The organism is uncultured Mucilaginibacter sp. (assembly GCF_913773635.1).
Taxonomy (GTDB): domain Bacteria; phylum Bacteroidota; class Bacteroidia; order Sphingobacteriales; family Sphingobacteriaceae; genus Mucilaginibacter.
On sequence record NZ_CAJYGQ010000003.1, the window covers coordinates 145,358 to 162,208 of the forward strand.

Annotated in this window: 11 protein-coding genes; 9 read left to right on the top strand and 2 right to left on the bottom strand. The window is 42.0% G+C overall.

Translation table 11 applies throughout. The features are described from left to right. Positions 1-81: 81 nt before the first annotated feature. Together QZ407_RS02065 and QZ407_RS02070 are read right to left on the bottom strand one after the other, a co-directional pair. Positions 82-1,437, bottom strand: a complete 1,356-nt coding sequence (locus QZ407_RS02065; protein WP_295767399.1) for a HAMP domain-containing sensor histidine kinase — start codon at positions 1,435-1,437, stop codon at positions 82-84. Then, positions 1,438-2,121 carry a response regulator transcription factor gene (locus QZ407_RS02070; protein WP_295767400.1) on the bottom strand — a complete coding sequence of 228 codons (684 nt, stop codon included), beginning with the start codon at positions 2,119-2,121 and terminating at the stop codon, positions 1,438-1,440. Positions 2,122-2,514: 393 nt separating this feature from the next. Between QZ407_RS02070 and QZ407_RS02075 the strand changes: the two genes are divergently transcribed. The 9 genes from QZ407_RS02075 (at position 2,515) to QZ407_RS02115 (ending at position 16,818) form a co-directional block, all read left to right on the top strand. Next, the gene (locus tag QZ407_RS02075; protein WP_295767401.1) at positions 2,515-2,913 is read left to right on the top strand and encodes a hypothetical protein; all 399 of its coding nucleotides are present in this window, start codon (positions 2,515-2,517) and stop codon (positions 2,911-2,913) included. Positions 2,914-3,019: 106 nt separating this feature from the next. Beyond that, on the top strand, positions 3,020-4,156 hold the full coding sequence (locus QZ407_RS02080; protein ID WP_295767402.1) for an efflux RND transporter periplasmic adaptor subunit: 1,137 nt from the start codon (positions 3,020-3,022) through the stop codon (positions 4,154-4,156). 87 nt (positions 4,157-4,243) lie between these two features. After that, a complete protein-coding gene (locus QZ407_RS02085; protein WP_295767403.1) occupies positions 4,244-7,405 on the top strand; it encodes an efflux RND transporter permease subunit in 3,162 nt (1,053 codons plus the stop codon). A gap of 11 nt (positions 7,406-7,416) precedes the next feature. Next, positions 7,417-8,859, top strand: coding sequence for a TolC family protein (locus tag QZ407_RS02090; RefSeq protein WP_295767404.1), 1,443 nt, complete (start codon positions 7,417-7,419; stop codon positions 8,857-8,859). Between the two features lie 146 nt (positions 8,860-9,005). Continuing rightward, positions 9,006-9,689 (top strand): response regulator transcription factor, encoded by a 684-nt coding sequence (locus tag QZ407_RS02095; protein WP_295767405.1) that lies wholly within the window; start codon positions 9,006-9,008, stop codon positions 9,687-9,689. 3 nt (positions 9,690-9,692) lie between these two features. Continuing rightward, positions 9,693-11,060: an ATP-binding protein gene (locus QZ407_RS02100; RefSeq protein ID WP_295767406.1), complete on the top strand. Its 1,368-nt coding sequence runs from the start codon at positions 9,693-9,695 to the stop codon at positions 11,058-11,060. A 130-nt stretch (positions 11,061-11,190) separates the two neighbouring features. Continuing rightward, positions 11,191-12,465: a TolC family protein gene (locus QZ407_RS02105; RefSeq protein ID WP_295767407.1), complete on the top strand. Its 1,275-nt coding sequence runs from the start codon at positions 11,191-11,193 to the stop codon at positions 12,463-12,465. Between the two features lie 53 nt (positions 12,466-12,518). Beyond that, on the top strand, positions 12,519-13,616 hold the full coding sequence (locus QZ407_RS02110) for an efflux RND transporter periplasmic adaptor subunit (protein ID WP_295767408.1): 1,098 nt from the start codon (positions 12,519-12,521) through the stop codon (positions 13,614-13,616). Positions 13,617-13,680: 64 nt separating this feature from the next. After that, positions 13,681-16,818: a CusA/CzcA family heavy metal efflux RND transporter gene (locus QZ407_RS02115; RefSeq protein WP_295767409.1), complete on the top strand. Its 3,138-nt coding sequence runs from the start codon at positions 13,681-13,683 to the stop codon at positions 16,816-16,818. The last annotated feature ends 33 nt before the right edge of the window (positions 16,819-16,851 follow it).

Below are 16,851 nucleotides of genomic sequence, written 5' to 3' on the forward strand. Positions count from 1 at the left end.
ACCCGCATTGGTTACATTACAATGGTAGCCTTATTTAATTAGCAACAACTAAGAAGGATGTTAAAATTTAATTAGAATACATCAGGCTGTTGCTACAGGAAGCAAAATAAGTATCTGTGTGCCTTTGCCTACCTCTGAGCTGATATCAATTGTGCCTTTATGCAGCCTTATAATATTAAGCGTTAAGGGTAAACCAACGCCATAACCCTGAAAGTTAAGCGTGTTCGATGCCCTGAAGAATGGCTCGAAAATGTACGGAAGCTCCGACGATGGAATGCCAATACCCTGATCGGTAACTGTAATGCCAATTTGCTTGTTTTGTACCATAAGTTTAACCGTTACTAGTTGGTTTTGTGAGTATTTGCATGCATTGCTTATGATGTTAGTGATAGCCAACCTGAGCAAATTGCTATTACCCGATATTTGAAGAAGTTCCTCATTTTCAGGCAGGGTTTCAAAATCAACTTCGATATTACTTTGTGCCTGTATTTTTTTGACTGATCCAACCGACATCCAAATCAGTTCATCAACCCTAATGGTTTGCCAGCTTTGCTTACGGCCGTTGAAGCCTGATTGCGCAAGCAGCAGCAAACTGCTTAATATTTGCGTAAGCTTATCCGTTTCGGCGCAAATGGTGCTGAATATGGCTCGCTGGTTTTCGGTGAGGTCCGCTTTAGTGAGTGCCAGTTCAACCTCGGCATTTATAATAGTAAGCGGTGTGCGCAACTCATGCGATGCATTGCTTACAAAGTTATTTTGAGTCTCAAACGCGGTTTCGAGCCGGTTGAGCATATCATTAAAAGTTTGTGTAAGTTCTGATATTTCATCTTTGCCGTTCCAGTCGTTTAGCCGCAGGTGCAAGTTATCAGAGGTAATCACCTTCATACGGTCGGTAAGTTTCCGTATAGGATCAAAAGTATAGTATGAAAATACCTTGCCAACAAAAAAAGCGATGATGAGGGAGCCGGTGAAACCTACTATTATAATTTTTTGCAGCTCTTTAAGCTCGCGCATGCCATAAGGGTTACGCGCCGAAACTATAACAATATATTCATCAGGAATGGCGGCGACAATTTTGCCGGCCAAAAACCTGTTTTTATGCTTGTACCTTGATTTACCCTGACTAAATATTTCTTCTGTAAACTCGGCCGGGAACTGCCTGGTGTCAAATTTGCCTTTTGCGTCGGCCTTTATAATGTATTCTGTTTCGCTGTCTAGTTTTTCAAGGTACTTGTTTCTCACCTCTTCATAAGCCCGGCTGCGTTCTCCGGGAAAAAGTCGGGTTTCAGCGGTAAGGTTTACTCTTGCTTCAAGGCGCTTAAAAAAATCGTCATAATTAAACTGATAGTCAAAGTACAAAATGAAGGTGTTCAGCAAAACAAGTATTCCTGTTGATAGAATAAGAAACAGGAGTGTTATTTTGGTTTGTATCTTCATTTAGTCCGAATCCTTAAACATATAACCCATGCCAAATATGGTGTGTATAAGTTTATGGTTGCTGTTTTTTTCTAACTTTTTGCGCAGGTAATTTACGTACACGTCAACCACGTTGGTACCCAGGTTAAAATCAATGTCCCAAACGTTTTCAAGTATCTGTATGCGCGATAATACCTTCTTCTGGTTTTTTACAAAATACTCCAGTAAGCGGTATTCGGTAGGAGTAAGGTTAAGCGCTACATCGCCCTGGTAAACCGTCTTTGCTTCTACGTCTACTTCCAGGTCGGCAATTTTATAAAGCGTATTTGCCGGTTGATTATCATTTTGGCGTCTTCGTAATAAAGTGCGTAATCTTGCCGCAAGCTCCGCAATTTTAAACGGCTTAACCATGTAATCATCGGCACCGGTGTCAAGTCCGGTTACAATATTCTCGGTTGAGTCAAGAGCCGTAAGCATCAAAATAGGCACGCTTGTGTTCTTCTCCCTAATGCGTTTACAAATTTGAACCCCATCTATGCCAGGCAGCATAACGTCAAGAATAATAAGATCAAACGGATGGCTAAGCGCCATTTGTAAACCTGTTAATCCGTTTCCGGCAACACTTACATCAAAGCCGAAATCAGCCAGTCCGCGTTTAATTACCGATACTACATTCGGTTCGTCTTCAACTAATAATAAAGCCATTGATGGTGGTTTAAATGTTTAACAACTGCAATGCAAAAAAGATTAAGGCAATAAGTATAACCGGTAGCTTACAGGCTCATCAACAAACATATAAGCATTCAATTAAAAACTAATAAGAATTCACTTTCATAAAGTAAGTTGCAACATGTTTATATTTAATAATTAGGGATTAATAATGTATTGCAGCAAAGTTGTCACTGTAGGCAATTAATAAAGTCATATCACAATACGGCATATAAATTGTTTATAGTAAGCTACTTATCTTGAAGGTTAAAACAAAAAAATGCATGTTGTAACATATTTTTTTTTTGCATGTATTTGAGTGTATGTATCATTTTTGTTGCTGAAATATTAAATTTATGAACCTGATTTTTGTAATTTTGTAATTGAGCGATGCTTAAAAATTGGTTACATATAATTTTATCGGTTTGGCTGATTAATTCAGTCACGTTTTTGCACTCGGGTAACCCGGCCGATAGTTTTATTCATGGCCATATAGCCGATAACGGCGAGGAATCATACGTTAACGTTAACAGTTGGGCCGATTGCCTGCTTGAAAGTGTTACCAATGATGATGACTCTCCGGCACAAAAAGCGCATAAAATCAAATATCAGCGTCGTTACGTACGCAACCGCTCGGCAAACGACCGTGTATTTGTTCCCACTACCGCATTTTACCTGCCTTTTGAAACAGTAAGAATTACTGTACTGCATACAGTGAATAAAAGTTTTATAGGCATGGCCAAATTGCCTGCTTACTACAACTTTCTGTTCCGGCTATCCCCATTCTGATTTCGTATTCTTTTTTAACGTTAACTACAAGCTGGTTTAACCGGCCGTGCCTTCTGTTACCACGCTGGCACATGCGTTTAATACATTTTAGAATACACTCAGATCCATGATTTCCGTTAAATATTTATATAGCTGGATTGCTGCTGCCGTTATTTTATCGGTAGCTGCCGGCTGTTCTTCAAACAAGCAAAATACCGAAGCGCAAGACACGCTTGAACTACCTGTACTAACCATTAAAGCCAAAGACACAACCCTGCAAACTGCTTACGTTGCCGATATACAGGCACTCAAAAATGTTGAGCTCAGATCGCGTTTGCGCGGTTTTCTTGAAAAAATATATGTTGACGAGGGCATGCCGGTACACAAAGGCCAGGTGCTGTTTAAGCTTAATGACGAAGAATACCGGGTATCACTTGCCCGCGCCAAAGCTGCTTTAAGCAATGCAGAGGCCGATGCTGTTGCCTCGAGGCTTGAAGTTGACCGCGTTAAAATGCTTGTTAACAAAAAAGTGCTTGCAGCAACCGAACTTGAGGTTGCCCAATCAAAACTAAAAGCCGATCAGGCCACCATTGATGAAGCGCGTACCAATGTACAAAGTGCTCAAAATCATATCGCCTACACCATTATCAGGGCACCATTTGATGGTATTATTGACCGTATACCGCTAAAAGGCGGCAGTTTAATTGATGAGGGAACTTTATTAACCAGTATATCAGACTTAAGCTCTATATACGCTTATTTCAGCTTCCCTGAGAATGAATACCTTAAATACCAACGCTCCCGCAATAGCGGCGAAGAGCAGGGTGACGGTAAAGTAAAGCTCAAACTGTCTGACGGTAGTACTTACACTCACATAGGCCAGATTGAAACTATTGAGGGCGAGATTGAGCAAACTACCGGTTCAATAGCATTACGTGCAAAATTCCCAAATCCGCATAAGTTATTGCGCCATGGTGCAAGCGGTAAAATTTATATCACCACCGAAATGGATAACGCAGTTATGATTCCGCAAAAGTCTGTTTTTGAGGTACAGGATAAGAGCTACGTATACAAAGTGGATAACAACAATAAACTCCACATGACCAGCTTTACGCCACTTACCCGTTTTTCGCAATTTTATGTTGTAAAAGACGGACTTAAAGCAGGCGATAAAATACTGTTTGAGGGTGCGCAAAACGCCCGCGATGGTATGGTAATAAAGCCTAACATGATGAAAGAGGCTCCTATGTTGGCTGTAAAATAAGCGAGCTTTCCATTTTATTCTGAGTTGCTGTGTATACACTCCGTATGAGGTATGCAATGGCTGTTTTCTGATATAAATCTTAACGTAATGTTTGAAACTTTTATTAAGCGGCCTATCCTGTCGCTTGTAATTTCACTAATAATAACCTTATTGGGCGTATTGGCTTTGCTTACATTGCCGGTAACCCAGTTCCCTGATATTGTTCCGCCGTCGGTTACGGTTACTGCCAACTACGTGGGCGCTAACGCCGAGGTATGTGCCAAGGCCGTAGCTACACCACTTGAGCGTGCCATTAATGGTGTGCCGGGCATGACTTACATGTCGTCGGTTTGTAGTAATGATGGTTTAACCGTTATACAAATTTACTTCAACGTAGGCACCGACCCCGATCAGGCTGCCGTAAACGTTCAAAACCGTGTTGCCACTATTATAGATGAGATGCCCGAAGAGGTAATTAAAGCAGGTGTTACCACCGAAAAGGAGGTGAACAGTATGCTTATGTACCTCAACATCATGAGTGATGATAAGGCAATGGATGAAAAGTTCATTTATAACTTTACCGACATCAACGTGCTGCAAGAGCTTAAACGTATTGATGGTGTGGGCCGTGCCGAAATTATGGGTGCAAAGGAGTACTCCATGCGTGTATGGTTAAACCCCGACCGCATGATGGCCTATAAGGTGTCAACTGATGAAGTGATAGAAGCCATTCGCGCGCAAAACGTTGAAGCTGCGCCTGGTAAAACCGGTCAAAGCTCTGATAAGTCGCCGCAAATGCTGCAATATGTACTGCGTTACCCCGGTAAATTTTTCGAGCCTAAGCAGTATGAAAACATTGTGATACGTGCCGATGGATCTGGTACTGTTTTAGCTCTTAAAGATGTAGCCAATATTGAATTCGGCTCGCTTACTTACAGCATGGTGTCAAATACTGATGGTAGGCCATCAGCTTCCATTATGATTAAGCAGCGCCCGGGCTCAAACGCACGTGATGTTATACACAACATCAAAACCCGTATGGCTGAGCTCAAAGAAACTTCATTCCCAAGCGGAATGACGTATAATGTAAACTATGACGTTTCACGTTTTCTTGATGCATCTATTGATGAGGTTTTGCACACACTTATTGAGGCGTTCATATTGGTATTTATTGTGGTGTACATCTTCCTGCAAGATTTCCGCTCAACATTAATACCCGCGCTTGCCGTACCTGTGGCTTTGATTGGTACGCTGTTTTTTATGCAGATGCTGGGCTTCTCGGTAAACCTGCTTACCCTCTTTGCGCTGGTGCTCTCCATTGGTATTGTGGTTGATAATGCCATTGTAGTGGTTGAGGCCGTGCATGTGAAAATGCACGAAGAGCACATGAGCCCTATGGATGCTACGGTAAGCGCCATGAAAGAAATTAGCGGGGCAATTGTGGCTATTACACTGGTAATGTCGGCCGTGTTTGTGCCAGTTGCGTTTATGAGCGGTCCGGTGGGGGTATTTTACAGGCAGTTTTCATTAACAATGGCTATTGCTATTGTTATATCAGGTGTTAACGCCGTTACGCTTACGCCTGCATTATGCGCTATTATGCTTAAAAATAATCACGGTGCTAAAAAAGGCTTTATTGATAAGTTTTTTGCAGGCTTTAACAAAAGGTATGATGCCGTTCAAAACAAATATTCGGGCTTCATCAGCAAAATTGCCGGCAGGCGTATCGTAACCTTTGTTATGCTGGCCGTGTTCTTTGTAGGCACATTTGGCTTAAGTAAAATTCTGCCAACGGGCTTCATCCCTACCGAAGATCAGGGTATGATTTACGTAAACATCACCACCCCTCCGGGTGCAACCGTTGAACGTACCGAGGAGGTTGTTGCTGCCATACAACGGCAAACTAAAGATATTAAAGCCATTGAGTCGGTATCTACACTATCGGGTTATAGTTTGGTGAATGAAATTGCCGGTGCCTCATATGGTATGGCCATGATCAACTTAAAGCCTTGGGAGGAACGCGAAGAATCATTACAGGATATTATAGATGAGTTACGCCGCCGCACCAAAAACATGGGCGATGCTACCATTCAGTTTTTTCCGCCGCCTACCGTACCAGGTTTTGGTAACTCCAGTGGTTTTGAAATACGAATGCTGGATAAAAGTGGTACAGGCGATCTTCAAAAAACGGCCACTGTATCAAACGACTTTATCAAAGCGCTTAATGATTCCAAAGAGATTGATAATGCATTCTCCAGCTTCGACCCCAACTTTCCGCAGTATTTAATCACGGTCGATCAGCCGATGGCAGCCAAAAAAGGCATCACCATTGATAAGGCCATGAGCACGCTGCAAACATTAATGGGTAGTTATTACGCTTCCAATTTTATTCGCTTTGGTCAAATGTATAAGGTTATGGTTCAGGCATCGCCGGAATTCAGATCAAAACCCGAAGATGTACTGCAGCTATATGTAAAAAACGACAAAGGCGAGATGGTGCCGTTTTCTACTTTCATCAGGATGGAGCGTGTTTACGGTCCGGAGCAGTTAACCCGTTACAACATGTACACCTCGGCAATGGTTACGGGAGATGCCGCACCCGGTTACAGTAGTGGTGATGCTATTGCAGCAATACAACGTATTGCTAAAGAAAAACTGCCTAAAGGTTACTCATTTGAATGGTCGGGTATGACGCGCGAGCAAATACTATCGGGCGATCAGGCCATATACATTTTTATTGTTTGTTTAGTGTTTGTTTACCTGCTATTGGCAGCACAATACGAAAGCTTGTTGCTGCCTCTAGCGGTAATCTTATCACTGCCCACGGGTATCTTGGGAGCATTTTTCTTCCTTAAAATTACCGGATTGGAAAACAATATTTATGCGCAGGTAGCACTGGTAATGCTTATTGGCTTATTAGGTAAAAATGCCATTCTTATTGTAGAATTTGCCGTGCAGCGAGAGCGTGAAGGGGCAACAGTCTTGAAGGCTGCCATTGAGGGTGCCGTATCAAGGTTGAGACCAATTCTAATGACTTCGTTTGCTTTCATTGCAGGTTTGGTGCCATTATGTATTGCAAGCGGTGCAGGTGCTATGGGCAACCGTTCAATTGGTACTGCAGCCGCCGGCGGAATGTTAATGGGAACAATTTTCGGTTTGATTTTAATTCCGGGATTGTACGTCATATTCTCCAGCCTTAGCAAATCCAAAAAGAAAGAAGAACCTGTTCCTGTGGTGCTGGAACCCGAGTTGAACAGTACCTATCATTAATTAGTTTTACAATGTTTAAATACAAAGTTCATTCATATATTACCATCGTAGTTGTTGCATTGCTTACGGCATGCACCACTTTAAAAACGGTTGATACCACGCTGCCCGATGAAATACCGGGCAGCTATAACGGATCAACCGATACCACTACTATTGCCACCCTACCGGTATCAAGTTTTTTTACCGATATTTATTTACTGCAATTAATTGATACTGCTTTTGGTGCAAACCCCGATATACTTGCCGCTTTGCAACGGGTTGAAGCTGCCAACGCAAACTTGAAATATAATGGGTTACTTTGGGCTCCTGCTGTTAATTTAAACGCCCGTGCAGGCGTTGAGCGTTATGGTGATTACACGCTCAATGGCGTTGGTAATTACGATACCAATTTATCACCAAACATTAATGGCAATCAGCGTATACCTAACCCTACCCCTGAGTATTTTTTAGGTTTCCAAAGTTCATGGGAGCTTGATTTATGGGGAAAGTTGCGCAGTAGAAAAAAAGCAGCATTTAACCGTTTTTTAGCCAGCCGTAGTGGTTATAAAATGGTAACAACTTTACTTACTTCGCAAATTGCTACTGCCTATTACCAGTTACTGGCATTAGATAATGAGCTGCGCGTAATACGCAAGAACATAGAGTTGCAAAATAACGCGCTTGAAATTATCAAGGTTCAAAAGCTGGGCGGACGTGCAACGGAGTTGGCAGTGCAACAGTTTTTGGCGCAGCTTAAGCGTACGCAAGGTTTAGAAGCAATGACTAAGCAACAAATTACCGAAACGGAAAATCAACTAAATTTTCTCACCGGTAATTTTTCAAAAAGCATTCCGCGCGATACATCTATTAATACCCTCAAAGTGCCTTCTGTTTTAAAGGCGGGTATACCATCGCAATTGCTATTGAACCGTCCGGATATTCAACAGGCCGATTTTGAGCTAAGAGCTATGAATGCTGATATCAAAGCCGTTCATGCCGCATTCTTTCCAACGCTTACCTTATCTCCATATGTTGGGTTTAATGCGTTCCGTTCAGCTGTATTATTTAATTCGGGTTCATTAGCTTACGGAATTTTGGGTGGAGTTACTGCGCCCATATTTAACCGTAAACAAATAAAGGCAGATTATGAACGTACTATAGCCGAGGGTAAACAAGCTTTGTACAGCTATCAAAAAACAGTACTCAACAGTTACCAGGAAGTGCTCAACAGCATGAAAAGTATTGAAAACTATACTACTGCTTATCGCAATAAACAGCAGGAAGTGCAAGCGCTTAACAATGCCGTATCGGTAGCCAATGATTTGTACCTGGTGGGCCGTGCAAATTACCTTGAAGTAATTACTGCACAGCGCAACGTGCTTGATGCTGAACTTGAACTGGCTCATACTAAAAAGAACATCTTTTTTGGAGCCATTAACTTATACCGTTCTGTAGGAGGCGGTTGGAAACGTTAAGTTTCTGCGTTTAGTTTTTTCCTGCAACCCTGCTTAGCCCTGGCACTTTTGTGCCGGGGCTTTTTTCGTTGCATCATCGAAGCGGTGTAAGCCATTTAAAACAATTGGGCTATTTATGTATGTTTGCTTTAAAACAAGTGCAGGGCATGGCTAAAATTTTACTGGTTGAAGACGAAGACAAGGTGTCGTCTTTTATAAAAAAAGGGTTAGAAGAACATCATTACCAGGTTGATGTGGCCAAAGACGGTATTGCCGGTTTAACCAATGTTTTGCAAGATAGTTACGACCTTATTATACTTGATGTAATGCTTCCGCTTATAAACGGTATTGACCTTTGTAAGCAAATTCGTCAAAAGCAAAGCCAGGTACCCATATTGATGTTAAGTGCTTTAGGTACCATTGATGATAAGGTAACCGGGCTGCATGCAGGTGCCGATGATTACTTAATTAAACCTTTCCATTTCAACGAACTGCTTGCCCGTATTGAGGCTTTATTACGCAGGCGCAACATGGCCGAAACCACCACGCACCTGTTAACATTTGCCGATTTAAAGCTAGATACCTGGGATAAAACTGCCGAACGAGCCGGCAAAAAAATAACGCTCACCGCAAAAGAGTACGCGTTACTAGAATTATTTATGCGCAACCCCGGTAAGCTGCTTTCGCGCGAGTATATGCTGGAGAAAGTTTGGGGACTTAACTTTGATACCGGTACCAACATGGTTGATGTATATGTTAATTACCTGCGTAACAAAGTGCAAAAAGGTTTCAATAATAAGCTGATTCATACCGTTATAGGTATGGGCTATATTATGAAGGTTCAGCAATAGATAATGAAGATAAGAACAAGGCTATCGTTATACTTTACACTCATCAGCTCGGGCACATTGCTGCTGGTATTACTGGCCTTGTACTTTGCCGTATTCGGCTTTCTTAAAACGGATTTTAACAAGCGCCTGTCTGACAGGGTAAACGTTGCGGCGCAACTGTATTTGAAGGCTGATGAGATTGGTGCAGATTCACTGGTTCAGGTTCAGCAAAAGTATCTTGAAAAGCTGCCCAATGAAGTTATACGGGTTTATAATGACGGTAACAAGGCCGCTTTTGTATCATCAAACGGCATATACTGGCGCGATTCAACCATTGAAGAAGTAAGGCGTAAAGGAGAGATTGAATACGAAGAAGAAAACAGGCAGGTTATAGGCCGTTACTTTCATGATAATCAGGGTGATTTTGTGATTCTGGCTTCTGCCGTTGATCGTAATTTTAACCCCAGGGTAACTATGCTTGCACGCATAACCCTTATTCTTTTTTTAGGTTTCAGTGCTATATTATTCTTTGCAGGTCAGTGGTTTGCCAGTAAATCGCTGGCTCCCATACAACGTATTATAGGCGAAATACGGCACATCAGGTCAAGTAATTTGCACCTGCGTATTGCCGGTGTTAAAAATAACGATGAGATAGCCGAACTGATAAGCAACTTCAATAACCTGCTCGAACGTTTGGAAAATGCTTTTGAGCTGCAACGTAGTTTTGTGTCTAATGCATCACACGAGTTGCGTACGCCGCTAACCAGTATTATGGGCGAGGCCGACGTAGCACTTGAAAAGGCACGCAGTGCGCAGGAGTATAATCGCGTACTACAATCCATATCCAATGATGCCATGCACTTGCAAACTACCATTACCAGCTTAATGGAGCTTGCCCAGGTTGATTTTAATTATACTCAAACGGTATTGCAGCCTGTACGTATGGATGAGCTGATGTGGGAGCTTAATGAGTATTGGATTGAAAAGAAGGGAAGTGATAAGCTCATTTTGCAGTTTAAAGAATTTCCTGAAGATGAAAATTCACTGATTATTATGGCAAATAAATCATTACTTGCCATAGCACTCAATAACATTATTGATAATGCATTCAAGTATTCAAAAGATGCAGCAGTGAATGTAACTTTTGATGTACGCCCGGATGCCATCCAAATTGAAATTACTGATAAAGGCCCCGGTATAAAAGCCGAAGATACTGACCAGATTTTTAAATCCTTTTACCGTGCCGAGCGTACCCGTAACCATGTACAGGGTAGTGGTATAGGCTTGTATATAGCAGGTAAAATTATACAACTTTGCAATGGCACAATTAAAGTTGTATCAGATGGTTCATCCGGAAGTTCGTTCATTTTAACCTTTGTTAAAAGTACCTGATTAGTTGCTTGCCAAGTGGCTACATTTAATATAAAATCCTGCTTTTGCTTTCTAATGTCATTCTAATGCACGTTTAATGCACGTCTAATTCTGCCACAATAGTTTTGAATTATCAACAGTTCAAAACAACATGTTCAATATATCAAAAGGAGCAAAGCTCCTGCTTATACCACTCATTGCCTTTATTGCCGGGCAGGCTCATGCCCAAACCGATAGCCTTCGGTTAAGCTTTAAAGATGCCGAAAAGCTGTTTCTTCAAAATAACCTGAGCTTGCTTGCTCAAAAATACAATGTTGACGCCGCGCAGGCATTAGTGCAACAGGCCCGTTTGTGGGATAACCCTGTTTTGTCAACTGATCAGAATGTGGTTGATAACTCAGGTAAGTTTTTTGATCATCGTAATGGTAGCGGGCAGGTATTTGTTCAGTTAACCCAGCTTATACAAACTGCGGGTAAACGCGGCAAGCAAATTAAAGTAGCCGAAGACGGTACAAGAATTCAACAGGCTGCATTTGATGATTTGCTGCGTAACCTGCGTTACAACTTACAGCTTGATTTTGCTGAAGCAGCCAATTTGATAGCGCAACGCAAGGTTTACGCAACCGAAATTAAATCGGCTACCGGTTTGATTAATGCCACAGATAAAGCTTACCAGGCCGGAAATACATCGCTTAAAGACTTGGTGAGGTTGAAAGCTTTACTTTTTAACCTTCAGAATGAGCTGGTTGACAATGAGCGCCAGTTAAATGATTTACAGGCCGAGCTGAAAACTTTACTGGGTGTTAAAGAAGATCAGGCCATTCTGCCGTTGATAAGTCCTCCGCATGAGAGTACTACACTTAATCCTTTAGCACTTGCTGAGCAAGCCAAAACTTCACGTGCCGATTATTTGGTAAACCAATATACGTTAGATCAAAATAATAGCAACCTTAAGCTACAGCAAGCCCTGGCAAAACCCGATATAACTATAGGAACCAGTTTTGACCAAAACAGTAGCTACACTCGCAATGTAATCGGGCTGCAAATAAGTGCCCCGCTACCTTTTTTTAATCGTAATCAGGGCAATATCAAGTCGGCTAAACTGGCCGCTCAAAGCCAGGAGTTTGTTGTAAAAAACAGCGAATTGCAGGTGAAAAACGAGGTTTATAACGCCGTGCAGCAGTATAACCTTAGCCAGCAGCTTTTAGGAAAAACTGAAAGTGATTTCTATGATAAATACGATCAGATTTTTGCTGCCATGATGAAAAGCTTTCAGCAACGGCAAATTAGTTTGCCAGAGTTTATAGACTTTTTTGACTCTTACAAAGAGACTAAAATTAAAATTCTTCAACTACAAATGAACTTACAAAGATCCATAGCTGATTTAAATTATGCAGTAGGTTCTACAGTAATAGCAGCACAATAATCATACAATCGAAATCACTTTAAGCGCCGGTGAAATCCTTAAAACATACAACAATGAACTCAAGAATTATATACGTGGCAATGGCGGCAATCACCGTTTTAACCGCTTGCGAAGAAAAGAAAACCGGCACAATGGAAAACAAGCAGGTTTGCATCAGTGATTCACTTGCCCGCATGATTACTATTGATACCGCCCGCGAATCGGCCATGAAAAACGAGCTGAAGCTTAGCGGAGAGGTGTCGTTCGACGAAAACAGCGTGGTAAAAGTATTTCCGTTTGCCAGCGGCCAGGTAATGAATGTAAACGTATCATTAGGTGATAAGGTTAACAAAGGCCAAACACTTGCTGTAATTCGCAGCGCCGACGTTGCCGGCAATTACTCTGACCTTACTTCGGCCAAAGCCGATCTGGCTATCAGCCAGCGTGCATTGCAGCAGGCCGAGTATCTTTATAAAAACGGTATATCAAGTGAGCGAGATTATACTGAGGCTAAAGAAAATTATACTAAAGCCATTGCTGCCAACCGTAAGGTGCAAGAGCAAATTGCCATTAATGGCGGTGGTAATACTAACGCTGCCGGTACATTGATTGTGAAGGCACCACGTAGCGGTTACATTGTTGAAAAAAACATAAGTGCAGGCAATTACATACGTCCTGATAACGGCAGTAGTATGTTTACCATATCAGATATGAAAGATGTGTGGGTAAATGCCAACGTATTTGAAACTGATATTGCTAAAGTTAAGGTAGGCTATGCAGCGCAGGTTACCACGCTGGCTTATCCTGATAAGCAATTTACCGGCAAGGTTGATAATGTTGGTTCGGTGCTTGATCCTGACAGCAAGGTTCTCAACGTACGTATTGTACTTCCCAATCCCGATAGGTTATTAAAGCCCGAGATGTTTACCAATGTGCTTGTCACCAATGCCGAGGCGTCACAGGCTGTGTCAATTACAAACGATGCTGTAATTTTTGATAGCGGTAAAAACTATGTGGTGGTTTATAATAGCAAATGTGATTTGCAGGTGCGCGAGGTTAATGTAATTAAAACGCTTGACAATGTTGCGTACCTGTCATCAGGATTAAAGCCAGGCGATAAGGTGATCTCCAAAAATCAGTTGCTGCTATATAATGCCTTAACCGAAGAATAGTTAGCCATTTTCCCCTTTTATTAATTGGCAGGCAACTTCAGTTTGCCGGTAATCAACATACACAATGAACAAGCTCATTAAAAATATAATATATTTCTCGTTACGTCACCGCGCCATGGTGTTTTTTATGACCGGCGTGCTGGCTATACTTGGTGTTTGGAGCTATACAAATACCCCCATCGAGACTTTTCCTGATGTTACCAACACACAGATAATTATTATAGCGCAGTGGCCGGGTCACAGTGCCGAAGAAATGGAAAAGCTGGTTACCATACCCATGGAAACCGTGCTTAATTCCGTTCAAAAGAAATCAAACCTGCGCACTACATCATCTTTTGGCTTATCATATGTGCGCATCATATTTGATGATGATGTAGATGATTCATTTGCCCGACAGCAGGTAATGAGCCGTATTATGAATGCGGAACTACCTGATGGGGTAAAGCCTGAAATTGAACCGCCGTATGGCCCAACAGGTGAAATTTTCCGTTATACGCTTAAGAGCCGTACAAAATCATTACATGAGCTTACTGCCATACAAGACTGGGTTCTAGACCGCCAGTTTAAAGCCATACCCGGCGTTGCCGACGTAAATAGCTTTGGTGGCGAAGAAAAAACGTATGAAGTAAGTGTTAACCCGCTGTTGCTTCGCAAATACGGGCTTACATCTTTAGATGTTTACACCGCCGTAAACCGCAGTAATATAAACGTAGGTGGTGACATTATTGAAAAGAATGATCAGGCCTTTGTTGTACGCGGTATAGGCCTCATTAACAACATTGGCGAGATAGAAAATATCATCATTAAAAACGTAAACAATGTTCCTATACTGGTTAAAAACGTAGCTGATATTAAAGAGGGTGGCTTGCCGCGTTTAGGCCAGGTTGGCAGGGACAAAAAAGATGACGTTATTGAAGGTATTGTGGTGATGCGTAAAGGCGAAAACCCTGCCGATGTATTGGAAAGAATTCGTGATAAGGTGACAGACATGAATGAAAACGTGCTTCCTAAAGACGTTAAAATTTCCACCTTTTATGATCGTACCAACCTTATTGAGTTTTGTACAGAAACCGTAATACATAACCTGGTTGAGGGTATCGTTTTGGTAACCGTAATTGTGTTTTTATTTATGGCCGATTGGCGCACAACACTTACTGTTGCCATTATTATTCCGCTGGCGTTACTGTTTGCCTTTATATGCCTGCGCTTAAAAGGTATGACGGCCAACCTGCTTTCAATGGGTGCTGTTGATTTTGGTATTATTATAGACGGCGCCGTGGTAATGGTTGAAGGTATATTTGTAGCGCTCGACCATAAAGCGCACGAGGTGGGTATGCAGCGCTTCAACAAGTTGGCAAAGCTTGGTTTGTTTAAAAATGTTGGTGCCGAAATGGGAAAGGCTATCTTCTTTTCCAAATTAATTATCCTTACCTGTTTGGTGCCAATTTTTGCCTTTCAAAAGGTTGAAGGTAAAATGTTTTCGCCGCTGGCTTATACATTAGGTTTTGCATTATTGGGAGCACTCATATTCACGCTTACATTGGTGCCAGCACTATCAAGCATATTGTTGCGCAAAAATGTAAAGGAAAAGCATAACCCGGTGGTTAACTTTTTTGAAAACGGAGTTAGACGTATGTTTAACTTTACCTTCCGCAATCAAAAGCTTAGCCTTATTGTATCGGTGGCTTTCATGGCATTAACTTTTGCCTCGGCCAAACTTTTAGGTACTGAATTTTTACCGCAGTTAAATGAGGGAGCCCTTTGGGTTACTGCACAATTGCCTATGAGTACCTCAATTGAAAGCTCAGTTAACCTTACCAACAAAATGCGCGATATACTGATGCAGTTTCCGGAGGTTAAGCAAACGCTGTCGCAGGTAGGCCGCACCAATGATGGTACCGACCCCAAAGGCTTTTTTAACGTACAAATACAGGTTGACCTGCTGCCAAAAAAACAATGGAAGCGTCACATCACCCAGGAGGAGTTGATTGCCCAAATGGATAAAAAGCTGAGTCAGTTTCCGGGTATCATCTACAATTACTCGCAGCCTATTATTGATAACGTGGCCGAAGCTGTTGCAGGTGTGCCGGCTTCAATGGCAGTGAAAATATTCGGGCCCGATTTTGAGGTGCTCGACCACAAGGCCAATGAGGTAATGGGCGTGCTTAAACATATTAAAGGTGTTGAAGACTTGGGTGTATTGCGCAACCTTGGCCAGCCGGAGTTTAGGATTGAACTTGACCAAAAGAAAATGGCCCGCTATGGAGTGGCTACTGCCGATGCCAACTCGGTTATTGAAATGGCAATAGGAGGTAAAGCCGCGTCAGAGCTTTACGAGGGAGAACGCAAGTTTGATATACGCATACGCTATCAAAAAGAGTTTCGCGATGCGCAGGCCAAAATTGAAAACCTGATGGTGCCCACACTGAACGGATCGCAGATAGCAATTAAAGAAATTTCAAAAATTAAGCAAATTACAGGCCCGGCGTTCATATTCCGTGATAATAACAGCCGTTATATTGCTGTTAAATTCTCGGTGCGTGGCCGCGATTTGGGCAGTACTATTGACGAAGCACAGCATAAAGTGGGCAAGGTGGTAAAGCTTGACCATGGTTACAGCTTTACTTGGAATGGCGAGTTTGAAAATCAAATTCGTGCGTCAAAAACCTTGTCACAAGTTGTTCCTATCTGTTTGGTGGTGATATTCCTTATACTGTTTAGCATGTTTGGTAATGCTAAAGATGCCATATTGGTTATCCTTAATGTACCATTTGCCTTAATAGGGGGCATACTTGCACTGCACATTACGGGTATCAATTTCAGTATATCAGCCGGTATAGGTTTTATTGCCTTGTTTGGGGTATGTATACAAAATGGTGTAATACTGATATCGGTGTTCCGCAAAAACATTGAAGAGGGCATGCACCTTGATGACGCTATACTTAAAGGTGTAATATCAAGGGTAAGGCCGGTAGTGATGACGGCGTTAATGGCTGCTATAGGCTTGATGCCGGCAGCAATATCAACCGGTATTGGTTCTGAAACGCAAAAGCCTTTAGCCATTGTGGTTATAGGTGGATTGGTTACCTCTACCATTCTTACGTTATTGATTTTGCCAATCATATATGCAATGGTGTATAAACTTATACACCGTCGCGAAAACCGCAAGCTGCTTAAAAAGCTTGGGGCCATAAGTTCTTAACCGTGTGGTAACGGTTGAGGTTGAGTGTGTTTG

Bases quoted from the DNA above. Each gene is read 5' to 3' on its own strand.
- QZ407_RS02095 (WP_295767405.1), top strand. From the start codon at position 9,006: ATGGCTAAAATTTTACTGGTTGAAGACGAAGACAAGGTGTCGTCTTTT.
- QZ407_RS02070 (WP_295767400.1), bottom strand. From the start codon at position 2,121: ATGGCTTTATTATTAGTTGAAGACGAACCGAATGTAGTATCGGTAATT.
- QZ407_RS02075 (WP_295767401.1), top strand. From the start codon at position 2,515: ATGCTTAAAAATTGGTTACATATAATTTTATCGGTTTGGCTGATTAAT.
- QZ407_RS02100 (WP_295767406.1), top strand. From the start codon at position 9,693: ATGAAGATAAGAACAAGGCTATCGTTATACTTTACACTCATCAGCTCG.
- QZ407_RS02085 (WP_295767403.1), top strand. From the start codon at position 4,244: ATGTTTGAAACTTTTATTAAGCGGCCTATCCTGTCGCTTGTAATTTCA.
- QZ407_RS02105 (WP_295767407.1), top strand. From the start codon at position 11,191: ATGTTCAATATATCAAAAGGAGCAAAGCTCCTGCTTATACCACTCATT.
- QZ407_RS02080 (WP_295767402.1), top strand. From the start codon at position 3,020: ATGATTTCCGTTAAATATTTATATAGCTGGATTGCTGCTGCCGTTATT.
- QZ407_RS02090 (WP_295767404.1), top strand. From the start codon at position 7,417: ATGTTTAAATACAAAGTTCATTCATATATTACCATCGTAGTTGTTGCA.
- QZ407_RS02065 (WP_295767399.1), bottom strand. From the start codon at position 1,437: ATGAAGATACAAACCAAAATAACACTCCTGTTTCTTATTCTATCAACA.
- QZ407_RS02115 (WP_295767409.1), top strand. From the start codon at position 13,681: ATGAACAAGCTCATTAAAAATATAATATATTTCTCGTTACGTCACCGC.
- QZ407_RS02110 (WP_295767408.1), top strand. From the start codon at position 12,519: ATGAACTCAAGAATTATATACGTGGCAATGGCGGCAATCACCGTTTTA.